Origin of the sequence: Rosistilla carotiformis, from assembly GCF_007753095.1 — a bacterium.
GTDB lineage: Bacteria > Planctomycetota > Planctomycetia > Pirellulales > Pirellulaceae > Rosistilla > Rosistilla carotiformis.
The window spans coordinates 4,433,112-4,457,873 of the sequence record NZ_CP036348.1 but is presented as its reverse complement, the minus strand read 5'-3'; the positions used below and the strand labels follow the sequence as shown (position 1 = coordinate 4,457,873).

The 24,762-nt window shown below is 58.7% G+C and carries 17 protein-coding genes; 9 read left to right on the top strand and 8 right to left on the bottom strand.

Translation table 11 applies throughout. From position 1 onward, the window contains the following. Positions 1 to 41: 41 nt before the first annotated feature. Positions 42 to 764, top strand: a complete 723-nt coding sequence (locus tag Poly24_RS16130) for an NAD(P)-dependent oxidoreductase (protein ID WP_145097490.1) — start codon at positions 42 to 44, stop codon at positions 762 to 764. Here Poly24_RS16130 and Poly24_RS16125 read toward each other — a convergent pair. Continuing rightward, the gene (locus Poly24_RS16125) at positions 749 to 1,024 is read right to left on the bottom strand and encodes a hypothetical protein (RefSeq protein WP_145097487.1); all 276 of its coding nucleotides are present in this window, start codon (positions 1,022 to 1,024) and stop codon (positions 749 to 751) included. The genes Poly24_RS16130 and Poly24_RS16125 overlap by 16 nt on opposite strands. Positions 1,025 to 1,028: 4 nt before the next feature. Beyond that, positions 1,029 to 1,499 carry an Hsp20/alpha crystallin family protein gene (locus tag Poly24_RS16120; protein WP_145097484.1) on the bottom strand — a complete coding sequence of 157 codons (471 nt, stop codon included), beginning with the start codon at positions 1,497 to 1,499 and terminating at the stop codon, positions 1,029 to 1,031. A gap of 510 nt (positions 1,500 to 2,009) precedes the next feature. Between Poly24_RS16120 and Poly24_RS16115 the strand changes: the two genes are divergently transcribed. Both Poly24_RS16115 and Poly24_RS16110 read left to right on the top strand, forming a co-directional pair. Further along, complete coding sequence (locus Poly24_RS16115) at positions 2,010 to 4,913, top strand: discoidin domain-containing protein (protein ID WP_197451955.1); 2,904 nt, start codon at positions 2,010 to 2,012, stop codon at positions 4,911 to 4,913. Between the two features lie 121 nt (positions 4,914 to 5,034). After that, complete coding sequence (locus Poly24_RS16110; RefSeq protein ID WP_145097481.1) at positions 5,035 to 6,432, top strand: sulfatase-like hydrolase/transferase; 1,398 nt, start codon at positions 5,035 to 5,037, stop codon at positions 6,430 to 6,432. Positions 6,433 to 7,097: 665 nt separating this feature from the next. Here Poly24_RS16110 and Poly24_RS16105 read toward each other — a convergent pair. Beyond that, complete coding sequence (locus Poly24_RS16105) at positions 7,098 to 8,801, bottom strand: FAD-dependent oxidoreductase (RefSeq protein ID WP_197451954.1); 1,704 nt, start codon at positions 8,799 to 8,801, stop codon at positions 7,098 to 7,100. Positions 8,802 to 9,243: 442 nt separating this feature from the next. Between Poly24_RS16105 and Poly24_RS16100 the strand changes: the two genes are divergently transcribed. Beyond that, the gene (locus Poly24_RS16100) at positions 9,244 to 10,617 is read left to right on the top strand and encodes a Gfo/Idh/MocA family protein (RefSeq protein ID WP_145097478.1); all 1,374 of its coding nucleotides are present in this window, start codon (positions 9,244 to 9,246) and stop codon (positions 10,615 to 10,617) included. 139 nt (positions 10,618 to 10,756) lie between these two features. Here Poly24_RS16100 and Poly24_RS16095 read toward each other — a convergent pair whose 3' ends face one another. The 4 genes from Poly24_RS16095 to Poly24_RS16080 all read right to left on the bottom strand — a co-directional run bounded on the left by Poly24_RS16095 (position 10,757) and on the right by Poly24_RS16080 (position 18,535). After that, entirely contained in the window at positions 10,757 to 12,073 is a 1,317-nt protein-coding gene (locus Poly24_RS16095; RefSeq protein ID WP_145097475.1) for an outer membrane protein assembly factor BamB family protein, read from the bottom strand. Between the two features lie 197 nt (positions 12,074 to 12,270). Next, positions 12,271 to 13,137: an endonuclease/exonuclease/phosphatase family protein gene (locus Poly24_RS16090; protein WP_145097472.1), complete on the bottom strand. Its 867-nt coding sequence runs from the start codon at positions 13,135 to 13,137 to the stop codon at positions 12,271 to 12,273. Between the two features lie 113 nt (positions 13,138 to 13,250). After that, positions 13,251 to 16,586: a PVC-type heme-binding CxxCH protein gene (locus Poly24_RS16085; protein WP_145097469.1), complete on the bottom strand. Its 3,336-nt coding sequence runs from the start codon at positions 16,584 to 16,586 to the stop codon at positions 13,251 to 13,253. Between the two features lie 845 nt (positions 16,587 to 17,431). After that, positions 17,432 to 18,535 carry a glucose 1-dehydrogenase gene (locus tag Poly24_RS16080; RefSeq protein ID WP_145097466.1) on the bottom strand — a complete coding sequence of 368 codons (1,104 nt, stop codon included), beginning with the start codon at positions 18,533 to 18,535 and terminating at the stop codon, positions 17,432 to 17,434. Positions 18,536 to 18,818: 283 nt separating this feature from the next. On the opposite strand from Poly24_RS16080, the gene Poly24_RS16075 reads away from it, so the two are divergent. From Poly24_RS16075 to Poly24_RS16055, 5 genes are all read left to right on the top strand, one after another. Then, positions 18,819 to 19,466: a helix-turn-helix transcriptional regulator gene (locus tag Poly24_RS16075; RefSeq protein ID WP_145097463.1), complete on the top strand. Its 648-nt coding sequence runs from the start codon at positions 18,819 to 18,821 to the stop codon at positions 19,464 to 19,466. Positions 19,467 to 19,544: 78 nt separating this feature from the next. After that, complete coding sequence (gene sufC, locus Poly24_RS16070) at positions 19,545 to 20,366, top strand: Fe-S cluster assembly ATPase SufC (protein WP_145097460.1); 822 nt, start codon at positions 19,545 to 19,547, stop codon at positions 20,364 to 20,366. A 96-nt stretch (positions 20,367 to 20,462) separates the two neighbouring features. Continuing rightward, positions 20,463 to 21,869, top strand: coding sequence for a Fe-S cluster assembly protein SufB (gene sufB, locus Poly24_RS16065; RefSeq protein ID WP_145097457.1), 1,407 nt, complete (start codon positions 20,463 to 20,465; stop codon positions 21,867 to 21,869). A gap of 112 nt (positions 21,870 to 21,981) precedes the next feature. Beyond that, positions 21,982 to 23,289 (top strand): Fe-S cluster assembly protein SufD, encoded by a 1,308-nt coding sequence (gene sufD / locus Poly24_RS16060; protein ID WP_145097453.1) that lies wholly within the window; start codon positions 21,982 to 21,984, stop codon positions 23,287 to 23,289. A 41-nt stretch (positions 23,290 to 23,330) separates the two neighbouring features. Further along, on the top strand, positions 23,331 to 23,648 hold the full coding sequence (locus tag Poly24_RS16055; protein WP_145097450.1) for a metal-sulfur cluster assembly factor: 318 nt from the start codon (positions 23,331 to 23,333) through the stop codon (positions 23,646 to 23,648). 34 nt (positions 23,649 to 23,682) lie between these two features. On the opposite strand, the gene Poly24_RS16050 is transcribed toward Poly24_RS16055, so the two are convergent. Beyond that, on the bottom strand, positions 23,683 to 24,534 hold the full coding sequence (locus Poly24_RS16050; RefSeq protein WP_197451953.1) for a bestrophin family protein: 852 nt from the start codon (positions 24,532 to 24,534) through the stop codon (positions 23,683 to 23,685). Positions 24,535 to 24,762: the final 228 nt, after the last annotated feature.

The window sequence follows — 24,762 nt, the reverse complement described above, 5'->3', positions numbered from 1 at the left end:
AACGGGCTTCTTGCATCTCTGTTTTGCTGAAAGAACTATCGATGACGACCCTTGTCATGGGAGCGACCGGCGCCACCGGAAGACTCCTTGTCGAACAATTGTTACTCCGTGGCCAACAGGTTCGCGCGATCGTTCGGTCCCGCTCAAAAGCCCGCGCAGCCTTGACGGATCACCCGCATCTGTCGCTGGTTGAGGCTGAAGTTTGCGACGCGTCGGATCGCGATATCGCCGACTGGGTCCATGGCTGCGAGGCCGTGGCGTCATGCCTCGGTCACAATCTGACGCTTAAAGGGATCTTTGGCCCTCCGCGGCGACTGGTGACTCAAGCAACGCAACGGTTGTGTCGCGGCGTCATGGAAAACGGCTCGAACTCTCCGACGAAGTTCGTCCTCATGAACACCGCAGGCAATTCCAACCGCGATCTCGACGAACCCATTTCGTTTGCGGAGCGCTGCGTTTTGGGCCTGCTGCGACGAACCATCCCTCCCCATCGCGACAACGAATTAGCGGCGGATCACCTGCGAACCGCCATCGGGCAAATCAACCCGATGCTCCAGTGGGTTGTCGTCCGTCCCGATACGCTTATCAACGAAACGGAAGTTAGCCAGTATGACCTTCATCAGTCACCAACCCGCAGCGCCATCTTTAACGCAGGCAAATCGAGCCGGATCAACGTAGCACACTTTATGGCCGAATTGATTTGCGATGAGAGCACTTGGAGTCGCTGGAAAGGCCAAATGCCGATCCTCTACAACGCGCCGTAACAACGGGGGCCAGAGTCGGACAGTCCGTCGAACAGGAGCATCATCGCCGCCGCATCATTGCCATGACGACAGGTTCCGTCCTGATGATTGGACGCAGGATCGACGCCTTCGCTTTGCTTAAAACGCTCCGAATCGTTGGTCGCCCCAACGTCTGCAAAAATCGACGGTTGGACGTCTCCCTTGATCGCTTGCGGTGTCAAAAGAAACCGCCAAGCGGAGATCCGCTCGGCGGTGAGACCTTTCGGGGACGGACGTGCCAATCGATCATTCGTTTGTGCGAATCTCGATCTTACGTGGCTTACTCTCCTCGGTCTTTTTCAGTGTCAACGTCAACACGCCGCCATCCAAGCTGGCTTCGACATCGCTACCGTCGACCGTGCGAGGGAGCGTGAAGGCCCGTTGCACGCGGGTGTAGCGACGTTCGGACATGTGACGCTTTCGACTGCTGTCATTCTCTTTGGGCTGTCGTTCCGCTTTGATCGTCAGCACGCCATTTTCGACAAGCACATCGATTTCATCCCGTTTGAAACCGGGAAGCTCGGCTTCGATTGTGATCGCATTGTCATCTTCGTCGACGTCAACTGGATAGACTCCCAAACCCGCATCCCCATTTCCGACAGAATCCATCACGCCACGGAACAGCTGGTTCATGCGGCTTTCCAATGATTGAAAGGGATCGTCGTACAACCGACTCACATTTCCACTTTCATTTGGACGTGTCATTGTGCGAGACATTGCCTTCCTCCTTTTGATGATGTGAAATTTGTGGAGAGGTCATTTTGACAGCCATGACCCTTTGCCTTGGCTAAAATGCAAGTCGCGTGCCAGTTCATGCGGTTTGTGTTGCCTGTTTCAGGCCCCGTGGAATGCTTCGAAAGTGTCGGTTTTATGGACAGAGGAACCCGCAGATTCGCAAGCATCAAACGTCGGCTGGGCTTCCACGCAAGTGCCACACCAGCGGCAGAAATTGTCAAACCGAACCCCATGAATTTGAAGTCGTGTTTTGCGATTGGTTGGGGCAACAAGTAAGCTTTGACACACTGGTCGTCGCCACGGTTGTCGCGGAGAACGCGCGGCGGCGGTGGCGTGACCTCTGAGAGCTCCTAGACGATCCTGGTATTCGCATGCGTTTGCCCGCCCGTCATACGCCTCTTATAAAAGCGTGAACACCACCGCGACCGCACCTTCATCGCGTCCGACGAACTTTCTAACACCCCCAACCATTCCTGATACAAGATCTTCTCTATGCCCTCAACCATTCGAACGCTCTTGACAATGCTGGTGCTGCTGTTCAGCTGGACCACGGTTTTTGCGGACCCACCGATCTCGGTCTCCGGCGTCTATCCGCATCTGACGATGTGGAACAACGAAGGGGAATGCGGCACCGGAGCGGTCGTGCCGTGGCAGGGCCGACTGTGGTGCGTCACCTATGCCCCGCACCGCCCCAACGGATCGTCCGACAAGCTGTATGAGATCACTGCCGATCTTCAGCAGATCATCTTTCCCGACAGCGTGGGAGGAACTCCGGCGAACCGCATGATTCATCGTGAATCCAATCAATTGCTGATCGGTCCCTACGTGATCGATGCCGATCGCAACGTCCGCGTGCTTCCGCCGACTAAAATGTTCGGGCGGCTGACGGGCAATGCGCGGCACTTGGTCGATCCGGCAGGCAAAGTCTACTACGCCACGATGGAAGAGGGACTTTATGAAGTCGACGTCGATACGCTGGAGGTGAAGTGCCTGCTTCGCGATGGCAACGGCGGAGCTCCCGAGGTGGGAAGCCTTTCCAAATTGCCGGGCTACCACGGCAAAGGGTTGTACTCCAGCCAGGGCCGGTTGCTGTACGCCAACAACGGCGAACGGCATCGCGATGTCAGCCGTGATCCGACCATTGAGTCGGGGGCGTTGGCCCAGTGGTTCGGCGAAGGAGACTGGCAGATGGTTCGGCGGAATCAGTTCACCGAGCTGACCGGGCCAGGAGGAATCCACGGCAATCCGAATCCTCAAAGCGATCCGGTTTGGACGTTGGGTTGGGACGCGCGATCGATCCTGTTGGGGCTGCTGGAAAATCAACAATGGCATTTCTATCGACTGCCCAAAGGCAGCCATAGCTATGACGGTTCGCATGGGTGGAATACCGAGTGGCCACGGATTCGGGAGATCGGCGAACAAGATCTGCTGGCGACGATGCACGGCACCTTCTGGCGGTTCCCCGCGACGTTTTCGAAGCAGAATTCAGCGGGTATCGCGCCCCGATCGAACTACTTGAAAGTGATCGGCGACTTCTGCCGCTGGAACGACAAAGTGGTCTTTGGCTGCGATGACTCCGCGGCAGCGGAGTTCATGAACACGCGGGATTTCAAAGCCAAGAACGGAGCCCCCAAAGAATCCAATTCCAATCTATGGTTCGTCGATTCCGATCGACTGGACCACTTGGGACCGCCGATCGGACGCGGTTCGGTCTGGTTGCGCGACGATGTCGCCGCCGGCACGGTCAGCGATCCCTATCTGTTTGCCGGTTACGATTTTCGTCAACTGCATTTGAATCACGCCTCGGATGACGCGGTGACGTTTAAACTGGAAGTCGATCGACAAGGGAACGACCAATGGACCGCATTGCGAGACGTTACCGTTCCGGCGGGCGAAGCGGTCTCGATCGTTTTCGACGACGATGCCCGTGGCGCGTGGATCCGATTGACCAGCCGGCAAGCTGCATCGTCGGTCACGGCGAACTTTCAATATCGCAACCGCGACTCCCGCGACGCAAGCAACGACGCCATGTTCGCGGGGCTAGCTCCGGCCGCTGGCCAGCCGACCCACTATGGCCTGATGCGAAGCCTGTCGCACGATCGGCTGGGCTTGGCTGCATCGTCGCAGCCCAGTGGGAAAGACATCCAGTACTACGAACTGAATCAGAAGATGCAGCTTGTCGCCGTCGACGATCCCGTTGCGGCGCAAAAGCTGATTTCAAACGTCGCTCAGCCAGCGGGTGCCTATACGTCGGACGAAGCTTCGATTGTGATCGTCGAAGATGGAAAGCGGTACCGGTTGCCGAAAAACGACCTGTATGCCACCGGCGATGCGGCGTCCACGAAGATTGCGGCGAATGTCACGCTCGCCGATATCCTTTCCAACAGCCTTTCGCTCAACGCCAAGGCGACCGCAAGTTCGGTGCACGCCGACTACCAGGCTCAAGGGGCGGTCGATGGCAGTCTTGCCGACGACAACCGTTGGGTGGGGCGATCGGGAGAAGGATCGAACTGGTTGGAACTGGATCTCGGCGAGGCGAAGACCTTCCAAAATGTCTGGGTGGTGACCGGATGGAACAACAGCGCCGACTTAGTGGTTCGCGATTTTGACATCCAAATCAAGCAAGGCGATCAATGGACGACGCTTCCCGATGGCAAGGTCCGCGGGAACCTGCAACTGCAGTGTGAAGTCTCCTTAAGCGAACCGGTGACGGCACAACATATTCGCTTGTTCTCGCCAACAAACGGCTACATGCGAGTGACCGAAGTGGCGTTGTTTGCCGACCGGCCCAACATTCAACGCGACCACAGCGCTTCGTTTGGACTGGCCCGCGTTTGTCGCGAGGTGGCGACCGAACGCGATCTGTTAAATGTTCATGGCACGTTTTACGAATTGCCCGCGAAGAACGCCCAGGGACTCGCCAAGATTCGCCCGGTCGCGACGCACAATCTCGCGATCCACGATTTCTGTTCGCACAACGGTTTGCTGTTGTTCACGGGGATCGATAGCGATGCCCAAAGTGAGCACATCTTCCGCAGCGACGACGGCCGCGCTGCGGTTTGGGCGGGCGTGGTTGATGACCTGTGGAAGCTCGGCAAGCCGCGGGGCATTGGCGGACCGTGGAAGAACAGCCCTGTGAGCGCTGGCCAGCCGTCGGATCCCTATCTAATGACCGGCTACGACAACAAGCAGATCGAATTGACAACGACCACCGACGCGACGATCGCTTTGGAAGTCGATGTCGATGGCACGGGATGTTGGATTCCCTACCGCGCGTTCGAATTAAAATCGGGCCAATCGGTGAAGCACCAGTTCCCCACCGGCTTCAGCGCCTACTGGGTTCGCGCCACATGCGACGTCGATACCACCGCGTCGGCGATTTTGATCTACGATTGATGCCAGTGGTTGGAAACAGGGATCGGCCGGCGGACGTCATGCCATGGCGATGGTGGTATATTCATCGTGCACTCCGTCGGCTGGTCACATCCACGTTCCCCTGGACAACGATAGGGAAACCATGAAAATCGCGTTCCGCTTGCTTTCGCTTGTCATCCTAAATCTGTCGGTTTCCCTCCACGCCGCGGAGCGACCGAATATCGTGTTGATCATGGCGGATGACGTCAGCTGGGAAGCGTTTGGTTGCTACGGAGCGGAGGATTATCAAACGCCTCACATCGACGCGATGGCCGCTCGGGGCGTTCGGTTCTCCCATTGCTATTCGACTCCGATCTGCACGACATCGCGCGTGATGATCATGTCCGGGAAATACAACTTCCGAAACTACACCCACTTCGGTTACCTGAATCCACAGGAAAAGACGGTTGCAAATCTGCTGCGCGATGCGGGGTACAAGACCGCGGTTGCCGGAAAGTGGCAATTGAATGGGCTGTATAACGAACTGCCCGGTCACGACGATGCCACGCGCCCCAATCAGTTGGGATTCGACGAATACGCGTTGTGGCAACTGACACGGACCGTCGATTCCCAGAGCGAACGTTTTTGGAGTCCTCCGATCGAACAGAACGGGCGGTTCATCAGTGCGGAAGAAAACAACGGCAAGTATGGCCCCGATCTGTTCTGCGATTTCCTGTGCGACTTCATGGCCCGCAACCGAGACGAACCCTTCTTCGCCTACTATCCGATGGTGTTGGTTCACAATCCATTTGTCCCCACTCCCGACACCATTGGCGACCGCGACCGCTCGCAGGCCGGAAACCGACTTCGCAAACAGAAGAAGGAAAACTTTCAGGCGATGGTTCATTACATGGACAAGATCGTCGGCCGGATCGTCGCCAAAACCGAAGCGTTGGGAATCGCGGACAACACCCTGATCCTATTCACTTCGGATAATGGCACCCACACGGCAATTCGGTCGCAGTGGAACGGGCAGACGATCCGCGGAGGCAAAGGGGGCATGACCGACATGGGAACCCACGTCCCCTTGGTCGCCTATTGGCGAGGGCATACCGCGGTCGGAAACGTCGTCGACGATCTCGTCGACTTCACCGACATCTATCCGACGCTCGCCGCAACGGCGGGAGTTTCGTTGGGGCAGGACGATCCGATCGACGGACGCAGCTTCTTGCCTCAGCTTCGCGGCGAAGTCGGCCAGCCACGCGATTCGGTGTTCTGCCACTACGAACCCTACTGGAACAAGGTTCCCGGACAGTTCGCCCGAACCGCCCAATACAAACTCTACCGCGACGGACGCTTCTATGAACCGGCCAAGGATCTGGAAGAGCGAAACGACCTATCGGACAAGCCCGCCCAAGAGGCCCAGACCGCCGCCCGCCACCAATTGCAGGCCATCCTCGATTCCGCTCCCCCGGCACCGTCGGGCAACAAAGCGGGAAGAAACACCGAGGACCGACCGGTCTATCCCGATTGGAAACCGCTGCGACAAACTAAGCCCTAACGATCGCCGATCCCACCAGAGGCTTTGTGTCCGCTAATTGCGCCCGCATCTAAGGCCGTAGGCCGACAAATCTAGTGCCGGCGGCGTGAGCCGCCGGTGCCCGAGGTGGAACGTTATGCTAGGCCGGAGGCCGACAGAAGGAATACATCCATGTGTCGGCCTGCGGCCTATGGGATTTATGGTGCTGCCGGTACCGGCGGCTTACGCCGCCGGCAGATCGTGTGTCGGCCTGCGGCCTAGGGATCTTTTTGTCCAACGCATACCGCTACCAACCAGAGGGGGCCTCCCAGGCCGGAGGCCGACAAATCTAGTGCCGGCGGCGTGAGCCGCCGGTGCCCGAGGTGGAACGTTATGCTAGGCCGGAGGCCGACAGAAGGAATACATCCATGTGTCGGCCTGCGGCCTAGGGATTTGTGGTGCTGCCGCTACCGGCGGCTTACGCCGCCGGCAGTTCATGTGTCGGCCTGCGGCCTGAGATTTTGTTAATCGCCACATACCGGCGGCTTACGCCGCCGGCAGTTCCTATGTCGGCCTCCGGCCTGTGGTGCGGAGAGAGCGACTGGAGCACTTCAGCCAAGCATCCAGTTCTAAAAGAGCCAGACGAAAAGACAACTGAGTTTTTAAGAATGCGGTGCCGCCCCAAACCCTGGCTTTCTGTCCGCTTCTTACGTCCACTCGGTTGCAATCCCTTGCTTGCGGATCTGGTTTTGAAAGTCGGCCAGCCGTTTTGGGTTCGCTCGAATCGCGTGAGGCGTCTGATGAGTTTGCATCGCGTGAGCGACTAGAGCCCCGGCCGCTTCGCCGATTCCCCATTCGACCGGATGCAGGCGATAGCAGCCGTTGGTGACGTGTGTCGTGCCGATATTCTTGCAGGCGGGAATCAGATTGCGCATCCGAACGGGCAGCAGCGCCCCGAGTGGAACTTGAAATTGCAGCGATGCGAAATCGATGTAGTTGTTGCCGGCGGTGCTCGGGTGCAAATCGATCGGATAGCTGCCGATACCGACGGAATCGTCGAAACGGGCAGCCTTCACGCTCTTGATCGATTTCCCACTGACGGCCGCTCGCTGCTCTCGTCCGACGTGCTCTTCTAGCACCGTAAACTCCGCTCGAATCCGCCGCGACTCGCGCACATACGGCGCCATGGCCAAGCCGTCTTCGGTACCGACGAGATCGCCTCGCAATCGCAGCCCCGGGAAGCCGGTTCCGCCGTCGCGGCGCGGCGCTTCGGTCTGCAACCAATACAGCAGCGATAGGCTCAGCTGTTTCGCCCGGGCGACGTGCTGCGCGGCCTGCTCCTCGGTCACACCCACCAGATTGCCCAGCAGGTAATCGTTCTGCGGCCAATTGATCAAACTGATATCGCCGGCGAAATGCCCCGGTTCAAACAGCGTCGCGTCGATGATCCGGCGATAGGTCCAGAGGTTCAATGCACCATCGACCGACTTGCCTCCCGCCGGATCAAAGCCCAGCTTTTTGGGAACGCCCGTCGGTGGGTGGGTGTAGGTGAAGTCGAGCAGCTTGCCCGGCCAAGGCGGAGACAATTGAGGAACGTAATCGCGCCAGAATCGATATTCTTCGGGGCGATCGATCGTGTGGTTCTCACCCGCCAGATGATCGATCGCAAAGCAGACGGTGAACGCCTGCTGGTTGTTCGGATCGGCGACCGCCGCCGCGTGCATCTCGTGGGTCTCTGACTGCGCTTCCGCTCCGGTGACAAACTCGGTTTGGGTCAACGGCAGCAGATCGCCAAGCTCCGACGCATCGATGAAATACTTGCCGCGCAAGACCGTCGCTTCACCGGTCTTCACGCTGCGTACACTCACCGCCGACACGCGGTCACCATCGACATCGGCGGCCGTCGGCACATGGTTTCGCAAGACGACCAACTGCCCCGATTGCTCGTAGGGCATCAGCCATTGTTCCAGGACGGCTAACGCCACCCGCGGTTCGCAGCACAGCTTTGAAACGTTCCCGTTGCCGGGGTTCAGTCGCGGGTTGGCGCGGGCGGCGTCGGTCAACGGATAGTGATCGCGATAGTACTGGCGAATCTGCGAGCGGAAATGGCGATACGACTGATTCGCACCGTTCGTTTCGATTCGGGCGTTCTCGTCTGGCGGGACCGCTTGGCTCGTCAACTGGCCACCGATCCATTCGGTCGGTTCGGTCATGACCACTTTAACACCACTGCGAAGCGCGGCGATCGCTGCGGCACATCCGCCAAGGCCACCGCCGATGATCACGACGTCCGCCTCCCGTTCCGGTTCGGACTGGGCGAACAGAGGAGCGGGCATCGACGCGACCGAGGCAGCCGCCAAACTGGCTTGGATCCAGCCCCGGCGGTTGATGTTGCTGTTCGAGGTATTCATGGCAGGAGGAGTGCGAAGGTGGGATCGGGGGATGACTTTGGTCAACGGCGACGACGTCCAATCAAGGGAGTGTCGGATCGATCATCATACCGAGACTTGTACGACATCTCCAGTCTTTGGTCAGTCATCGATTCGCCGGCCCCGTCGCTTCCGTTGCCACGCCGGCAATTGGATTCCACTGTCCCGGGGAACCCGATCCCCGCAAGGGCGATCGGCGCGTGATTTACGTCGCACAACCGATACCGATCTCGATTTTCCGAGAGGGAATGGAGGGTAAAAGCTGACGATCGTGCAGCAGGGGCCGATCTTGGTTATTATTAGGCCTGCATAAAAAAACGCTTTTGGCGGCTGGCGAGCCAATGCTGACGCATCAAGGGTGCCCGCCGCCACGCTGACGCTGGAAAACTGTTAAAAAATCAATGACTCCATAAGGATTTACCTCATGTCTGTATCTCCCAAAACAACCTCGCGCCGTCGCTTCCTGCAGGGAACCGCAGCAGCCGGTGCCGCAGCCTTCGTCGCCCCTTCGGCCAACCGCGCCTTCGCCTTGCAATCGCCCAACGAACGCCCCGTCTTCGCGACGATCGGCCTGCGAAACCAAGGTTGGGGAATCACCAACAAGTCGTTCAAATTCGCCGACTTCGCCGCTCTGGCCGATGTCGATTCGAACGTCCTGGGTGCCAACGTTGAAAAGGCGACGGAGAAGCAAAAGAAGAAACCCGACGCCTACAAAGACTATCGCGCGATCCTGGATCGCAAAGACATCGACGCGGTGATGATCGCGACTCCGGATCACTGGCACACCAAGATCTCGGTCGAAGCGATGTATGCCGGCAAGGATGTCTACTGCGAGAAGCCGCTGACGCTGACGATCGCCGAAGGCAAATTGATCGAGAAGGTCGTCAAAGATACCGGCCGCGTCTTCCAAGTTGGCACGATGCAGCGGACCGAATCGGGACAGCGGTTCCTGCAAGCGATCGCATTGGTCAAAGCGGGGCGGATCGGCACGGTCAAGAAAGTGACCTGTGGCATCGGCGGCATGGTTGCGTCTCCGGTAATCCCGGTCGCGGAAGTGCCAAAGGAAATCGATTGGGATTTCTGGCTCGGCCCAGCACCTAAAGTCGACTACCGCGCTCTGCCCGAAATGCGAAAGGGTTACGGCGGCGGCGTTCCGTTGTACAGCAACTGCCACTACTCGTTCCGTAACTGGCACGAATACTCCGGCGGTAAACTGACCGACTGGGGCGCTCACCACGTCGACATCGCCTGTTGGGCGCTTGGAGCCAGCGACACCGGCCCCAGCAAGATCACGCCGTTGGAATACAGCCTGCCCGTCGAATACAAAGACGGCAACCCTGTGGTCCACGACCAATACAACACCGCGACCAGCTTTAAGATCCGCGTCGACATGCCTAACGATGTCGAGATGCTGATCAACAGCGCTGGCGACAACGGCATCCTGTTCGAAGGGACCGAAGGCCGGTTCTTCGTCAATCGCGGCAAGATCGTCGGTGCTCCCGTTGAAGCACTGAAGGAAAATCCGTTGCCCGAGGGAGCGATCGAAGAGGTCTACGGCGGCCCGGTCAGCGAGAACCACACCGCCAACTTTATCGATGCGATGAAGTCGCGGAAACAACCGATCTCCGACGTCTGGTCGCACAACCGGATGCTCGAGATCTGCCACCTCTCGAACATCGCGATGCGTTTGGATCGCGAACTGAAATGGGATCCCGCAAAACGCGAGATCGTTGGCGATGATCAAGCCAATTCGTTCTTGTCGCGTGAAGATCGCAAGGGTTACGAAATCAACATGTAACCCGTTGCTGGCGTTCTCTCAGCCGCCCCCGCGGCGGCTGTCACGCTGGCTCACCAATTCGCTAATCCGCGTCACGCAACGTCGTGGCGCCTGGCGAACCTACTTTCCATCTCACGCAATATCGTGGGACGTGGCGAACCTATTCATCTCCCGCCGAGATCGCGTACAGCTTGTCGCCGCGGCGGAGAATTAAATACGGCGATGCGGCGGCGGCGGCGTACAAAACGCTGCCGCTGCGAACGCCTTCGCCCGATTCGGCTTCTGCATCCCAGCAGCGATTGCTGGCGATCTCTTTGCCGTCGGTCAACGAGACGACCGAGGTCGTTCCCTTGTTGCCAAACAGATAGATCTGGTCTCCGGAAACGATCGGCGTCGCCCAGATGCCACCGGCGGCGGTCCGAGCAATCGAGACCTGATCGCCGGTCTGCAGGTCCAACCGATACAGGACTCCAGTGCGGTTGACGATCGCCGCGGTATCCCCGGCAACGACGGGGCTTCCGAAAGTGGAAGTCGCTTTTTTCGCTTGCCACTTGTAGGCGGCGGTGAACTTGCCATCGTCTCCCTTGCTGATTTCGATCAGTCCGTTCGATGCTGCCGCAGCCCCGGCGGCGGTCTCGCCTCGTCCATCCGAAGCACCGATCAAGAACTGTCCGTCGCCGACCGGCATCGGAGTGCAGGAGGTGTTATTGGAGATCTCGTCGAATTCCCACAACCGTTCGCCACTGGCGGGATCGAGTCCGACGATCTTGCCACTGGCGCTGCAGACCAAATGGTGCGATGAACCAACGGGAATCAAGCGAGGCGATGCCCACGAGGTCGAACCGACACCGGGAGCCTTCCAAACCACTTCGCCATCGGTTTTGTTGAGTGCCAAAATGTAAGGCTCTTCGCCCCGTTCAACCCATACAAAAACCAAGCTGTCGTTCTGTTCCAAAGAAGCGGACAAACCGTGCCGCGCTTCGATCTTGCCATACTCCGCCACCAGGTCTTTCTGCCACAGCGTTTTCCCTTCGGGGGACAACGCGATCAATGCGCCTCCTTCGAAAAAGGCGATGTAGCCGGTGTCGGTCGCGATGGCTGTCGGAGCGGCTCGGCTGACCATCGGCGTGTTTTTAAAGGGAGATGGGTTCTTCAGGTCGACCTGCCATCGCAGATCGCCACTACCGAAATCGAAAGCCGACACGTGGTAGTCGTCCTTGTTTTCGCCGCTGGTCGACGTGACGACGATCTGGTCGTGAGCCACGATGGGAGCGGATTGGCCGTAGCCGACGATATCGGCGGTCCAAGCGATGTTTTGATCCGGGGCCCAATGCGTCGGCAGATTCACTTCCGCAGCAACCGCCTGCCCGCCGTTTTGAAACTCCGGCCAACTCGGCGGCGCGGCGACCACATCGATCACGGCGGCAAAGGAAACAAGAATCCCCAGAGGGAGCGAGAAGCGATACAGATCGGACATTGGTAGACTCAGCGGCAGTAGGTGATGATGCGAACCCGTTGGAGCTGGCTACAAGTACGTTGGCTGGCTGGGCTTTCTAGACGTCGCTAATGAGAATGTATCTCATTAGGTTGTCGATTGTCACCCGTCGCACGCTGACTGTCAATGACAACGTTTCGGCGATGCGATTGGCGTTCTTAAGGTTTACCCGAGCGGCGCTACGGTTTGTCGCCGAAGACGGCCAGTTGGGGAATGTGATCGCTGAGTGCAAACGACTCGGGATCTTGGCTATCGACGCGGAACGCCCCTTCCAGCAGCGGCCGCGACTCGGTGATCCGTTGTGCGATCGGACCGGCGGCCATCACGTAATCGATCCGATACCGCGGGTTGTCAGCCGTGAAGGTCAGCCCTTCCCCTTCGCCGACGGCGGCAAAGGTATCGATCCAGCCGGCGTCGATCCAAAGCTTGTACTCGTCGGTATCGGGACCGTGATTCAGGTCGCCGATCAACAGCATCGACCGCCCGGCGTCGAAGTCGCTTTTCATCGACGCCAGCATGGTGCGGATCTCCTTCAACCGCACCGCCGGATCGGCGCCGGGGAAGAGATGCGCCGAATGGACGATCAAGGGTGCGCCGTCGGAGGTCTGTAGTTCAGCCCGTCCCCAATGACGCGTGAACAGATCCTTGGGACGCGGCCCGCCGAGCGGTGCGTTCTGCGAATGTGCAATCGGGAATCGGCTCAACAACATTCCTGGCCAATTGCCGCCGCTGGGGAATCGCACGTGATGCATCCCCAACTTTTCAGCGACCGCCTGAGTGATCGCTTCGCTGGGCGATTCCGAAAAGTTGACGACGTCCGGATCATGCAGCGCCAGTTCCAACGCCAATCGATCCGCCATCTGTCCCTTCTTCACGGCAAGCTTCGCCAAGCGGCGCGTCTTCGGCCAGCCTCTGCAGACCAAAACGTTGTACGAGATGACTCGCAGCGGCGCCGGTTTCGGAGCGTCCGCGAATCCAGGAGTCGTAGTGGTCGAAAGTCCCGCCGCAGCGATCGCGGCATTGAAGTGGCGTCTTGAAATGTTCACAGGTAGGTCCCTATCGAGTTGCAGAAGGGAAGTATCATCGCACAATCATTCCCCCCGTGGCACTTCGACACGAACAAAATTCATCATCGTTGGGATCTGCCCTCCCACAAAACTCATTCGATTTCATTGCCGCTGGCGCGCGGATCGACTTTCAAACTTTCCAGGTAGGCGACCAGATCGCGGATCTCGCGCGGCGTCATCTGTTTCACGAGGTCCTCGGGCATCGCCGATTTGCCGCGGCGGCGAGCCACGATTTCTTCGGTTGGGATCGTCACCTCGCTGCCATCGGCTTTCATCAACCGGACTTCGTCATCGGTCTCGTCCCGGATGATGCCAGTGAAAACCTGGCCCAGGTCGTCGGCGATGACTGCCGTCTCGAAGCCTTTGGCGATCGCCGCGTCGGGCCGGACGATCGCTTCGAGCAGGTATTTGCGATCGCGTTGGGCTCCGATTGTCGTCAAGACCGGGCCGACTTGGCCACCTTGCCGATGAACGCGGTGACAGCGAACGCAGGAGAGTTCCGTCTTTTCAAAGAACAGCTTTTCACCCGCGATGCGATCGCCGCCGACCAGTGAAGCGCGGTAGCTGGCCAAGGCGTCCTCCTGAGCCCAACGCGCTTCAGCCGCCGCCAGATCGCTGGCAAGCGATGGGTTCACACGTCCCTTGGCCGCTTCGACGACGTTCAGCCAAACATCCTCCGGCAGCTTGCCATCGATGTACTGCTGCAATCCGTCTTCGATCTGGTGCGTCGCTTCGGCTGATTCGTTGGCCGCCAAAAGATCCCAAGCGACCTGGCGTTCAGTCGGATTTTTCGATGCGATCGCGTCGCGCAGTGCGGGCATCAAATTGCCAGCCTCCAGTTTTGCCAACACGCGGAGCGCGGCGATCCGCAACTCGGGCTGGTCCGCTGCCAGAGCGCTGCCGGCAAATCCAGGGGCTCCCTTGGGATCCAGCTTTGCCAGCGCCAGCATCGCTGCGGCGCGGGTCTGCACGTCGATCGATTCGTCCGAAAGGCGAGAGATCAATTGCGGAGCGATCTCGGCGATTTCCAACTCCGCCGCCAACTCGATCGCTCGATTTGCGATCGGCTCCGGCGCCGACAGCAGCCGCGACAATTGGTCGGTCACCGCCGCGGCGACTTCCGCATCGGGACGCGGCTTCATCGGACGCCAATGATTGATCACGCGGTCCAACGCGTCGGGCTGCTTCCACTGCGACAACATCTCCAACGCTTCCAACCGCAACGATTCGCTGGCCGATGGTTCGGCGGCGTAGCCAGCGACGGCTACCAGGCGATCGTTGCTGCCGATGCGGAAGTTGGCGTTCAACACACGCCGCATCAACGCGTCGTCATCGGTCGGCCGCGCGATTTGATCGGCCAACGCGGGAAGAGCCTCGGCGATCGGCAGATCGTTGATCGCGCGGGCGGCTTCCAGAGCGACCATCGGTTCGTAGTCGCTCAAAAATTCAGCGGTCAGCGGCGACGCTTGCCGACGCAGAGCAACGACTGCGGCGCGGCGGACCGATCGATTCGGGTGATCCTTCAGTTCGGCAATCTGTGAACTGCTGGCGATTTGCGAGAGGGCCATGATTCCGCCGTGGCGAAGGATCGGATCCTGGTTGTTGTTCCGTTCCAACATCCGCACGATCGCGTCGAACGATTCGCTGTCGCGAAGACTACCGACGGCCATCGCGGCAAAATATTTGACGCGATCGTCCTGGTCGTCGATCGCATCGCGCAAGTGCCGAGAAACGGTATGGTTGGGAAGCGAGCCAAGCAGGTCGGCTCCGGCGGCGCGCAGATAGGGATCGCCGTCGACGACCAAGGGTTCGATCGCCTGAATCAGATCAGCCGAAAGGCCTTCGCCACGAGCAATCTGTCCGAGGCCCCAGACGCCATGCAGGCGATGGACCGTCGAAAGCGTAGGGTCTTGGATCACGCGGCGGAATGCTTCGGCATCCGATCGCGCGGCCAGTTGCCACTGAGCCGCGAGCCGCACGCGTTGATCGGCATGCCCTAACAGAGCGACTAACCGGCCTTCCTCCAAAGCGTTCCAGTCGCCAGCCAACAGCGACTGGACTTCTTTTACGATTTCCGATTCGGAGTACTCGGGATCGGCGAAGCGGTAGATCCGTCCCTTCCCCTGCCCGACCCAACCGTCGACCCAGTCGCTGACGTAGATCCCGCCATCGGGTCCGAACGCGACGTCGGTCGCCAGAATGCTCCACAGCGGTTGCTGATCGTCGACGAGCTCAAAGAACGCTCCCTTCGGTTTCACGCGGAAGGTGCGGATGCCACTGTTTGCCGGCGTCCCTCGGAAATCGGCCAACAGGAATCGCCCTTTCCAATCGTCGCTCAGACCGGTGCCGGGATAGTAGGTTAGCCCCGACGGACCATCGGCAAAGTTGGCGATCGGCGGCACGATGTAAGCCGGCTGTTCTTCATGGAACGGATGCCAGATCTTCTCGCGATTGAACGGTCCGCGGTCGCCATAATATTGGTAATTCATCCGCCAGCCGGTGTCGCCACCTTGGACGATGTAGACCCACCGCGCCCGGTCGCCGCTGTCGGAATTGTTGTCGCCGGTGAACAGGTTGCCATATTCGTCGAAGGCGAGTTCCTGCGGGTTGCGGAGCCCGGTGGCAAAGACCTCCAGATCCGAACCGTCCAGTTCACAGCGGAAGATCGCCCCGCTGCCCGGATCAAACAGATGGTTCCCTTCGGCGGTCTGCACGTTGTAGCCGCGGTCGCCGATGCTGAAGTAGATCCGTCCGTCGGGGCCACGGATCAAACCGTGCATGTCGTGGCCGCGAAAGGCGACGCGGACGCCAAACCCGTCGGCCAGAGCGGTCCGCTGATCGGATTGCCCATCGCCATTGAGGTCGTTCAATTTCCACAGTTTGGGAATGCAGGTGTAATAGACATCGTCTTCGACCGCCAACACGCCCGCTCCGGTCCCCTCTTCGATCCCGTTAAATCCGCTGGCAAAAACTGTCGACTTGTCCAACTTTCCGTCGCCCGTCGTATCTTGCAGCAACCGAATTCGATCGTCTTGCTGTTCGTAGGTGATCGCTTGATCGCCCAACAGTCGCTTGTGGTAGTCGATCCGATCCTGAACATTCTGCGCCGCCAGATCGGCTCGCAACCATTTGTTGTCATGGCCGCGATTGTCGGTCACGCCAATGTCTTGGCGGAACGATTCGCACACCCAAAACCGCCCCTTGCGATCGATGTCAAACGCGACGATGTTAGCCACCTCCGGTTCGGCCGCCACAAGTGTCGCCGTCCAACCGTCGGGCTTCTTGAAGCCAGCGATCGCCTGTTCCCCTTCGCTCGACGCCGCCGCGATGACCGGTTCGACAGCCGGCGAGCCCGCTTGGGCGAAGAGTGCTGCTGGGATGCAGCAAGAGAGAAAACAGAGAACCGCAACCGACAGTAAGCGACACATAAGAAGGTGCTCTTGTGGGAGGAGATGAGTTATTTAATCGAGCCTCGTCGACGGGGCGCGATGCCTGCACATCAGCGAGGGACGCCATCGACGGCCTACATATTAACGCCCAGAAGCTCGCTGAGGGAGGGTCGAACCCGCCACGGAATCGCGTACGTTAGGTTAATCCGGGTTGCTCGATATCAGGAGCGAACCCTCCCCGAGAAACTCGCTAAACGCTTGTTTCTCGACCCTCCCTGCTTCGCCGGGCGGGTGAATTGGTATCGCGATTTACCCTCCCCCAAACGCAGTTTATGGGGGAGGGTCGAACGAGCGAAGCGGCGTTCGGGGAGGGGCGTTCTCGCGGTGAATCTGGGTTGTTTGATCCAGGGTATGAGCCCTCCCCGAGAAACGCGCTGAAGGCTCGTTTCTCGACCCTCCCGGCTTTGCCGGGAGGGTGAATTGGTCGCGCACTTCACCCTCCCCAAACGCAGTTTGCGGGGGAGGGTCGAACGAGCGAAGCGTCGTTCGGGGAGGGGAGTTCGCGCGGTGAATCCGTGTTGTTTGATCCAGGGTATGAGCCCTCCCCGAGAAACTCGCTAAACGCTTGTTTCTCGACCCTCCCTGCTTCGCCGGGCGGGTGAGTTTGTATCGCGATTTACCCTCCCCAATCGCAGTTTGCGGGGGAGGGTCGAACCAGCGAAGCGTGGTTCGGGGAGGGGAGTTCTCGCGGTGAATCTGGGTTGTTTGACCCAGGAGATGAGCCCTCCCCGAGAAACTCGCTGAAGGCTCGTTTCTCGACCCTCCCGGCTTTGCCGGGAGGGTGTACTGAGTGGGCCAAAGTTCGAGCCGTACTCCCGCCGCGACTATTCGTCGGCCACGTTGACGTAGACCTTCAACGCGTCGGCATCTTCGACCAACAGACGCATCATCTCTTTGTAGTTGTCCAGGCCGTCGACGGGGCTGGTGAGGATCTTTTCCAGCACGCTTGGGAACATCATCTCACCCAACGCCAGGTCGCGGATGCCCATCTCGAAGTGATCGCGGTTGGCGTTCACGCTGCCGACTAACAACTTGTTGCCAAGAACCCAGTTGATGTTGATTTGGTCGGTCGGCAAGGTGTGCGTCTTGTCGCCGCCGGTGATGCTGGTCCAAACCAAGACGCCGTTGTGGCCCAAGTGCTTCATCGCATCGAAGGCCAACTGGCTGCTGCCGGTCGCGTCGACGATCAACTCCGGCTTGCCCGTCTGCTTGACCAACTCCTCCAACGGAGTCTGCTTGGTGCTGATGTACTTCGCTTCCATCCCGGTCACGATCTCGCTCTTCAAGTTCGGCGCTTCGCCGCGAGCGATCGTGTAGACATCCAGGCCGCGCAGCTTCAAGATCAGCGTGGTCAGCAGGCCGATCTGACCGCTTCCCAGAACGTAAGCCACCTCGGGACGCCAGACCTTCATCCGGCGTTGGGCTTCGTAGGCTTGGTGAACCGCCTTGGCAGCGCAGCTCATCGGTTCCATCAGCACGTGCAAGTGCTTCAGACCTTGAGGAACGCGAACGATGTAATCTTCGGCGTCGACAAAGTACTCGGTCAAGAAACCGTGTCGCAGGTTGATCCCGCGCTCGTAATAGGTCTCTTCGCTCGTCATGTCGTAGGTGCCGATCTGATCGTAGATCGATCCCCCCGGACGGCGAACGGTCGCTGTCACGTAATCGCCAGGCTTAAACCGACGGACGTTCGCCCCAACCGCTTCGACCACGCCAAACGATTCGTGACCGAGGACCAGGTATTCGAAACCGGGAGGCGCATTGCCGTACAAGGCGTCGTTGATCTCGCGGTCGGTCGCGTCGACGCCCACTTTCAACACACGAACCAATACTCCCTTTTCGTCCGGAATATCGGAGACCTTTGGCATGGGAATATCTTCGAGATGGACGCTGTTAGGCTTTCCAGGCGTGACGGCGACTGCTTTCATAAGTGTCTCAGTAAAGTGTATTTGTGAGTGGAAAAAAGAATTTGGCTTCGGCGGTCCGACGATCCAGCAGCAAGCTGAATTCAAAAGCGACCAAGGGCTTGAATCACTCCATTGATTGCAATTAAACCGACACGGACCGCCCCATCGTAACAGCCGAATGCTGCTGTTTGGAGTGGGTGTCTGGAGGGGCTAAATTATTTTTGACATGGTCCGTTGTCAAAAAGATCAAATGCCCTTAGAGTGAAGTGCAGCAAAGCTTCTCGCACTCCCGAAATCGGACCTCATGAACCCTACGCAACCAACGACCGACGTTCGCCAAGTCGACCGGCAATTGTTGGACCAGCTGAGGCGTCATGAATCGATGGTGATCGCGGATCTTGTCGATGCGATGGGTGTCACCGCCACGGCGGTTCGCCAACGAATCGACAGGATGCTGGAAATGGGACTGGTCCAACGGACCAAGATCAATGGCGGCCGCGGGCGTCCGAGTTTTGCCTACATGCTCAGTCCGGCGGGACACCGTCAGGCGGGTGCTGATCCGGGCCAACTTGCGGTCGCAATGTGGCAGGCGATCAGCGAATTGCCCGACCCGGAAACTCGCAAATGGTTGCTGCAGCGGGTCGCCCAACGCGTGGGGGCGGAATACCGCGAGCAACTGGCGGACAGCAGTTTAGCGGATCGGATGGATTCGATGTCGCATTTGCTAGCAGAGAAGCGGATTTTGGCCGAATTTTCCAACGAGGGCAGCCTGCCCGTCCTGGACGTTCACGCCTGTCCCTACCCCGACCTGACCGACGAAGGCCAGCGACGCGACATGTGTCACTTAGAACAAGAGATGTTGAGCGAGGCCTTGGGGCAACCGATGGAGCTGTCTCGCTGTCAATTAGACGGGCATTCGTGTTGTCAATTTGCCCCCGTACCAAGCCAATAAACGACCATACGAACCGACAACGGCCCCCAATTGGCGGCGAACCGAGTGCGGTTTGGATAACCAGGAATCGAAGAAATCATGACAAAACCAACCTTAACCATCACCAATCTGCACGTTTCCGTTGGCGACAAACCGATCCTTCGCGGCGTCGACCTGGTCATGCGACACGGGGAAACCCACGCCATGATGGGCCCCAACGGTAGCGGCAAGAGCACCCTTGGCTTGGCGATCATGGGACACCCCGGTTACGAAGTGACCGAGGGTTCGATCACCTTGGACGACCAAGACGTGCTGGCGATGAGCCCCGATGAGCGGGCTCGCGGTGGAATCTTCATGGCGTTCCAACGCCCGATGGCGATCCCCGGCGTCAAGATGGCCGACTTCCTGCGTCACGCGACAACCAACGTCCGCAACCCCGAACGCAAAGAAGGGGAAGAGTTGATCCCGATGCGTGAGTTCCGCAAGGAACTGAAGGGCAAGATGGAACACTTGCGAATGGATGTCGAATTCGCTCGACGTTACGTCAACGACGGATTCAGCGGTGGCGAAATGAAGCGTGCCGAAATCTTGACGATGGCGATGCTGCAACCAACCTTCGCAATCCTCGACGAAACCGACAGCGGTCTGGACGCCGATGCGGTCCGTTTGGCCAGCGAATCGATCGCCGAGATCGGCCGCGAGAAGATGGGGCTGTTGATCATCACCCACCACGACAAATTGCTCGAACACAATCCGCCCGAATTCACTCACGTGATGTTGGGCGGCCGGATCGTCGAAACCGGCGGCAGCGAATTGGCTGACGAATTGCACACCAACGGATACGACCGAATTCGCAAGGCGCATCCCGAAGCAGACGCTCTCAACCAAGAGATGCTGTCCGAAGAAGCTGTCGAAGCTTAAGCATCGAACGGGCGACGCAAGTCGCTACTCGACGCAAACGACGAACAAAAACGCCGCGCTCGAATCAGGCGGCTAACCTATATAAAGGAATTTCCCATGGCGATCGATATCGCAGACAACTCCGAAATTGGCGAGATCAACAAGTACAACTTCCGGACCGAAACGACCGGAGTGTTCAAGGCCCAAAAGGGTATCAACGAAGCGATCGTTCGCCAGATTTCCGAGATCAAGAACGAGCCGAAGTGGATGCTCGACTTCCGGCTCAAGAGCCTGAAGACGTTCGAAGAGCGCCCGATGCCCAAATGGGGCGGTGCGATCGATATCGATTTCCAGGATATCTTCTATTACCTGAAGCCGACCGATCATCAGGGAAAGACCTGGGACGACGTTCCTCAAGAGATCAAAGACACCTTCGAAAAGCTGGGCATTCCCGAAGCGGAACGCAAGTTCTTGTCGGGCGTGAAGGCGCAGTTCGAGAGCGAAGTGATCTACGGTTCGTTGGAAGAGGATCTGGCCAAGCAGGGCGTGATCTTCACCGACACCGACACTGCGGTTCGCGAGCATCCCGATTTGGTCCGCGAGTACTTCGGTAAGATCATCCCGCCGGAAGACAACAAATTTGCCGCGCTCAACAGCGCCGTTTGGTCGGGCGGATCGTTCATCTACGTTCCACCCGGCGTTAAGATCGACTTCCCGCTGCAAGCCTATTTCCGCATCAACGCGGAGAACATGGGTCAGTTCGAACGGACGTTGATCATCGTCGACGAAGGGGCCAGCATCCACTACGTCGAAGGCTGTACCGCTCCGATGTACAGCAGCGAAAGCTTGCATAGTGCGGTCGTCGAAGTGATCGTCAAGCGAGGTGCTCGCGCCCGTTACACGACGATCCAAAACTGGGCCAACAACATCTACAACCTGGTCACCAAGCGAGCTTACGCTTACGGCGACGCCACGATGGAATGGGTCGACGGCAACTTGGGCAGCAAGTTGACGATGAAGTACCCTGCGGTCCACATGATGGAACCGGGTGCTCGCGGCGAGATCTTGTCCATCGCGTTTTCGGGTGCCGGACAGCATCAAGACGCGGGTGCCAAATTGGTTCACGCCGCGCCGCACACCACCGGCCAGATCATCTCCAAATCGATCAGCAAGAACGGCGGCCGCAGCAGTTACCGCGGTCTGGTTCGCGTCGAAAAGGGTGCTCACCACAGCAAGAACAACGTCGTCTGCGACGCGTTGATCCTGGACGACATCAGCCGCAGCGACACCTATCCCTACATCGAGATCTTGGAACAAGACGTCTCGATCGGGCACGAGGCGAGCGTTTCGCGGATCGGCGAAGAGCAGCTGTTTTATCTGCTCAGCCGCGGCCTGACCGAACAGGAAGCCAGCGCGATGATCGTCAACGGGTTCATCGAACCGTTGGTCAAAGAGCTGCCGATGGAATACGCCGTCGAAATGAACAAGCTGATCCAACTGCAGATGGAAGGCAGCGTCGGCTAAGCAATCGGATCGACCGCAGGGCCTTTAGCGCTTCGCGCTGCTGGAGGCCCCGTCTCCGATTTGCTCGCTTTTCCTTGATAGAAAAACCATTTAGACGTCACCAAAATCAGACATGACACAAACAGCGACGCAAACAAAATTTGACACCGAAGGCTTTGAAGCGTTCCTCGCTACCAAGTCGCAACCGCAATGGGTTGTCGACGCGCGGCGAAAAGCGTGGGAAAGCTACCAGCAGATGGAATGGCCGCATCGTCGGCACGAGGAATGGATTCGCAGCGATTTGCGGCTGTTCAACCTCGACAAATTTTCCGTCCCCACCGACACTCCAGCCGCTGCCGAAACGCACCCGTTGCTAAACGTCGGCGTCGATTTGGCGGGACACGTCGACACGCTCGATTGCCACACGGTCAGCGAATCGCTCGACCCTGAACTGGCAGCCAAAGGCGTGATCTTCGGCAGCCTGGACCGCTTGGTCAACGAACACCCCGAGATCATCCAACCGCTGCTCTTCTCGGCAGTCGATCCAACCTACGACCGTTTCGCCGCACTTCACGCTGCGTTCTGGAGCGGCGGTTCGATCCTATACGTTCCACGCGGCGTCGTGATCGACAAACCACTGCACATGTCGTCGTTCATGAACGACGGGGCAACCGACCTGTCCCACACGCTGGTCGTGTTGGAAGAGGGAGCCGAAGCGACGGTCCTGCAAGAATCGAACAGCTTCGATCGCAAGGCGGGCGGATTCCACTGCGGTGCGATCGAATTGATCCAACGCCCCGGATCGCACCTGCGTTTTGTGACCCTTCAAGATTGGGGCTACAAGACCTTCCACTTCGCTCACCAACAAGCGATCGTCGACCGCGATGCAACACTGCAATGGACGATCAGCGCGATGGGAGCGGGCTTCGCCAAGGTGAACCAGCAGGTTCAACTGGTCGGCCCAGGAGCGGACAGCCAAGTCAACGGCGTGATGTTCACCGAGGGACGCCAGCACCTGGCCTACCACACGCTGCAGCATCACTCGGCCCCCAACTGCCACAGCGACTTCCTGTACAAATCGGCTCAGCAAGACAACAGCCAAACCGTTTGGAAGGGAATGATCAAGGTCGACAAGATCGCTCAGAAGACCGACGGCTACCAACGCAACGACAACCTGCTGCTCAGCGGTTCGGCTCGCGCCGATTCGATCCCCGGCCTGGAGATCGAAGCCGACGACGTCCGCTGCACGCACGGCAGCACGTCCAGCCAAGTTGACGCCGAACAGATCTTCTACGCTCGCTGCCGCGGATTCACGCAGAAGGAAGCGGTACGGATGATCGTCACCGGATTCTTCCAGCAGATCTTCGACCGGATCTCGATCGAAAGCGTTCGCGACGCGTTGGGCGATGCGATTGCAAAACAAGTCCGAGACTACGCGTAAGCGACGTCCATTCACCCTAATATTCGGCGGAGCTTACCGAAATGCCGTTGCAAGAAGATACCGTCCGCGAGTCGTTGAAGAAGGTCATCGATCCGGAACTGTTCGTGAACATCGTCGATCTGGGCCTCGTCTACGAGGTCTACATCACTGAGAAGGAAGACGAAAAGTACGACGTCAAAATCGACATGACGATGACCAGCCCAATGTGCCCGGCCGGCCCGCAATTGGTCGCCGGAGCGAAAGCTGCGATCGAAGAATGCGAAGGGGTCGAAACGGCGGAGGTCAAAGTCGTGATGGATCCGCCATGGACTCCCGACTGCATGACCGACGACGCCCGCGACCAACTGGGCATCTTTTAGACGAACTGCCGACAAGCCTGAATTTGTCAGGCTATTAAGTCGCCAGCGCGTGACGATCAAACGTCTCGCGCACGGTGGCATCGATCGTGCCGCACAACGATTCGAGGTCCAAGTCGTCTTCGTCATATCCAAACGGTGTTTCGACGTGCTCGGCCACCGTTTCCAGGCCTAACATGAAATAGGCGGTGATGATCGTGAACGGCAGGGTCCAGATTTTAAAGTCGTGGACCAGTGCCCATGGGAGCGATCCCAAGAAGATGCCGACGCACTGTCGCGCGAAGATGCGATAGGATTTGACGATCCGGGTCTTCAGAATCCGTTCACATCCACCGCAGATATCCATCAGCCGTAACAGTTCGGAATCCAGCACACGCAGCTCGTCGCCATCGATGCGTCCGCTGCGTTTGGCATCCCAAACCATCGCATACAATTCTGCGGCGATCGCTTGAGGGATGTGGTTTGGCTTTCCAACCAGCGACTGCAGCCGATCTCTTGTCTCGTCGTCACAATCGCTGCGCAGATGACAACGTAACGCTACGGGAAAGGCCACGATCAGGTCCATCGCCCGCGTTGCCGACTCAGGCGATAGCCCATCGATGCTCGTCAATTTAAGGCCGAGATTGCGGCACGCGTTGACCAGCGAACCCCACAAGATCCGCGCTTCCCACCAGCGGCTGTAGGCGGTGTTGGTCCGGAAGACCAGCAGCAACCCGAGCACCAACGAGAGCACTCCGTGGAACTGCGATGGCGTGTCGTTGACGTCGTGGAAGACGGAATACTCAAGCCAAATCGGCAGCAACGAGTAGGCCCCGACCAGCAGGGCAAGGCCCGCAACATAGGTCAGCGTTTTGCTGGTTGCGAGCGGGCGAATCAGTCCCAGGAACATGGCGATCATTCGTGAAAGTGCGGAGGAGTCAATGCGGCGCTATGTTAGAGCAGTCGGGCTTGGTTTTGTAGTCCCACGGTTTGCAGATCGTATCGCGATCACTGGCAATGCTGGCAAATGAGGCGGATGTGCCAGCATCCAGCCCGGCGGAAGATCGATCCGCAAAATCGGAATAATCGTTAAAGTCGAACCGGTGCGGGAGACGATGCTAGTGTCGGGGAGGGTGGA